This window comes from Rubrimonas sp. (assembly GCF_036788415.1).
GTDB lineage: Bacteria > Pseudomonadota > Alphaproteobacteria > Rhodobacterales > Rhodobacteraceae > Rubrimonas.
In genome coordinates this window covers 1-2,859 of record NZ_DAIQNN010000201.1, presented here as the reverse complement: position 1 = coordinate 2,859, position 2,859 = coordinate 1, and the positions used below count along the sequence as shown (strand labels likewise).

Below are 2,859 nucleotides of genomic sequence, written 5' to 3'. Positions count from 1 at the left end.
TGCATGAAGATGCACTGGCCGCGCGGCCGCTCCTGCGCGAACTGGCGGATCGCCTCGAAGAAGGGAAGCCCCTCAATGTCGCCGACCGTGCCGCCGATCTCGCACAGCATGAAATCGACATCGCCGTCGCCGATGCTCAGGAAGTCCTTGATCTCGTTGGTGACATGCGGAATTACCTGAATGGTCTTGCCGAGATAGTCGCCGCGCCGCTCTTTTTCGAGCACATTTGAGTAGATGCGCCCTGAGGACACGCTGTCGGTGCGGCAGGCGGGCACGCCGGTGAAGCGCTCGTAGTGGCCGAGGTCGAGATCGGTCTCGGCCCCGTCGTCGGTGACGAAAACCTCGCCATGCTCGAACGGGCTCATCGTGCCGGGATCGACGTTGAGATAGGGGTCGAGCTTGCGCAGCCGCACCGTGAAGCCGCGCGCCTGCAGCAGCGCGCCGAGCGCCGCCCCCGCAAGCCCCTTGCCGAGCGACGAGACGACGCCGCCCGTGATGAAGATGTAGCGCGCCATCGAGAAGCCCCCGCGACCGACTCAAGAAGGGCCACGCCTGCGCGGCGGGGCCAGATTTCGCATCACGGGAGTCGGGAAATACCGGATTTTGCGTCGCCGCTCAACAGCGCCGAGGCGTGAGGCGAGCGGATCGGGATCACTCCGCCGGCGGCGGCGCCAGCGGGCCGTCGCCGATCGGAGGCAGTTGCGGCGTGAAGTCGAGCCCCGCCGGCGGAGCCGCCGGCGCTTCGCCCGCGTCGATCACCGCCGAGGCGCCGCGCTGCTGGGCCGCCAGCACGGTCAGGGTCAGGCTCGTCGCGATGAAGGCGATCGCCAGACCCCAGGTCACCTTCGAAAGCGCGGTCGCGGCGCCGCGGCTCGAGACCAGACCGCCGCCGCCGCCGCCCATGCCGAGGGCGCCGCCTTCGGAGCGTTGCAGCAGCACCACGGCGATCAGCACGACCGCGAGAATCAGATGGATGATGAGGACGACCTGTTCCATGCGTCTTGCGGCCCTGATCTTCTGGGGGCGGCGCATGAGGACGCGCCCGAAGCCGCGTCCTTAGCCGCGCGCGCCGGGAATGTCGATTCCCCCGGCGCGGGGCCGCCGCTCGCGTCAGCCTTTCGCGATGGTGGCGATCAGCAGGAACATCACCAACGTCATGAACAGCATGCCCGCCACCAGCCCGGCGAGGCCGAAGCCCAACGCCAGAACGCCGACGAGCCCGGCGAGGCTCGCTGCGAACCAGACGAAAGCGCCGTCGCGCCCTTCGTTGATCTCGCGCAGGATCCGCCCGAAGACGGGGATCGCGAAGAGAATGCGGGTGAACAGGGGCGGGCGCGGCGCGGGGTGTCGCATGGAATCTCCTGACATCGGGCTGCACGGCACGTATGCTGCGATGCGGCGCAGTCAAGCCGCCCGCGACATCCCGCTCTCGCCCAGCCCCAAGGAAGCCGCCCATGACCGCCCTCCCCGTCCTCGGCGCCGCCGTGACCTGCGCCTCGCTCGAAGGCCTGCGCAACTGGCTGTTCGACGCCGAGCGCGACGTCGAGCTGCAGGATTTCCACATGCCGGAACTGCTCGACGGCGACTGGCGCTCGGTCGCCGCGCGCGAGGCGGAGCTGCTGTCGGGCCATCGCGGGCGGATCGGCATCCACGGGCCGTTCTGGAGCCTGCCGCTCGACAGCTTCGATCCCGAGATCGCCGCCGTGTGCCGCCGGCGCCTGCTGACCGGCCTCGACGTCTGCGCCGCAGTCGGGGCCGACCAGATGGTGATCCACAGCCCCTTCTCGACATGGGACAGCTTCAACCTGCGCAATTACGACAACGGACGCGATGGCCAGATCGCGCGGGTGCTGGAGAACCTCCGCCCTGTCGTCGCGCGCGCGGAGGATCAGGGTGTGACGCTGGTCGTCGAGAACATCGAGGATCGCGAGCCCGAAGCGCGCGTCGAGCTGGCGCGCGCCTTCGAGAGCAAGGCGGTGCGCCTGTCGGTCGACACCGGGCACGCGCACTACGCCCATGGCGCGACCGGGGCGCCGCCGGTCGACTATTTCATCTCGGCGGCGGGCGCGCTGCTCGAGCATGTGCATCTGCAGGACGCAGACGGCTACGCCGACCGCCACTGGGTTCCGGGCGAGGGCACCATCCTTTGGCCGTCGATCTTCGCGGCGCTGCGGCGGACCGGCGCCGCGCCGCGGCTGATCCTCGAATTGCGCGACCATTCCCGGATCGTCGAGGGGGCGGAGCGGCTTGCGGCGATGGGTCTGGCGCGCTGAAGGCGCTCAGCGGTTGGGCCGGCGGGGCCCGCGCCCGCCGCGCCCCGCGCGCCGGCGCGCCTGCGGCTCGGCGTCGAACAGCGCCGCGAGCTGATCGGTCAGCGCCCCGGCGAGCTGCTCGGCGTCGGTGATCGTCACCGCGCGGTCGTAATAGCGCGTCACGTCATGGCCGATGCCGATGGCGACCAGTTCGACCTGCCCGCGCCGCTCGATCATCGCGATCACGTCGCGCAGATGGCGCTCAAGATAGGTGGAGGGGTTCACCGACAGGGTCGAGTCGTCCACCGGCGCGCCGTCTGAGATCACCACCAGCACCTTGCGCGCCTCGGGCCGCCCGATCAGGCGCTTGTGCGCCCATTCCAGCGCCTCGCCGTCGATGTTCTCCTTGAGCAGCCCCTCGCGCATCATCAGACCGAGATTGCGCCGCGCCCGCCGCCACGGCGCATCGGCCGCCTTGTAGACGATGTGGCGCAGGTCGTTGAGCCGGCCCGGATTGGCGGGCCGCCCCGCCTTCAGCCACGCCTCGCGCGCCTGCCCGCCCTTCCACTGGCGCGTGGTGAAGCCGAGGATCTCGACCTTCACCTGA

4 protein-coding genes and 1 pseudogene are annotated in these 2,859 nt (G+C 70.1%); 1 reads left to right on the top strand and 4 read right to left on the bottom strand.

Annotation, left to right across the window (positions count from 1 at the left end; translation table 11 throughout):
* From V7Q31_RS18495 to V7Q31_RS18485, 3 genes and pseudogenes are all read right to left on the bottom strand, one after another.
* Positions 1–515: pseudogene (locus tag V7Q31_RS18495) on the bottom strand (CTP synthase); the annotation flags it as partial.
* Between the two features lie 136 nt (positions 516–651).
* Positions 652–996 (bottom strand): preprotein translocase subunit SecG, encoded by a 345-nt coding sequence (gene secG / locus V7Q31_RS18490; protein WP_333835312.1) that lies wholly within the window; start codon positions 994–996, stop codon positions 652–654.
* A 114-nt stretch (positions 997–1,110) separates the two neighbouring features.
* Entirely contained in the window at positions 1,111–1,353 is a 243-nt protein-coding gene (locus tag V7Q31_RS18485) for a hypothetical protein (protein WP_333835311.1), read from the bottom strand.
* A gap of 101 nt (positions 1,354–1,454) precedes the next feature.
* Between V7Q31_RS18485 and V7Q31_RS18480 the strand changes: the two genes are divergently transcribed.
* Complete coding sequence (locus tag V7Q31_RS18480) at positions 1,455–2,273, top strand: sugar phosphate isomerase/epimerase family protein (protein WP_333835310.1); 819 nt, start codon at positions 1,455–1,457, stop codon at positions 2,271–2,273.
* A 6-nt stretch (positions 2,274–2,279) separates the two neighbouring features.
* Here the strand turns inward: V7Q31_RS18480 and V7Q31_RS18475 are convergent.
* Positions 2,280–2,859, bottom strand: a 580-nt coding sequence (locus V7Q31_RS18475; protein WP_442976749.1) for a cobaltochelatase CobT-related protein, incomplete at its 5' end; no start/stop codon positions are given.

Excerpts from the sequence above, each read along its gene's own strand:
- secG (WP_333835312.1), bottom strand. The coding sequence starts at position 996 with ATGGAACAGGTCGTCCTCATCATCCATCTGATTCTCGCGGTCGTGCTG.
- V7Q31_RS18485 (WP_333835311.1), bottom strand. The coding sequence starts at position 1,353 with ATGCGACACCCCGCGCCGCGCCCGCCCCTGTTCACCCGCATTCTCTTC.
- V7Q31_RS18480 (WP_333835310.1), top strand. The coding sequence starts at position 1,455 with ATGACCGCCCTCCCCGTCCTCGGCGCCGCCGTGACCTGCGCCTCGCTC.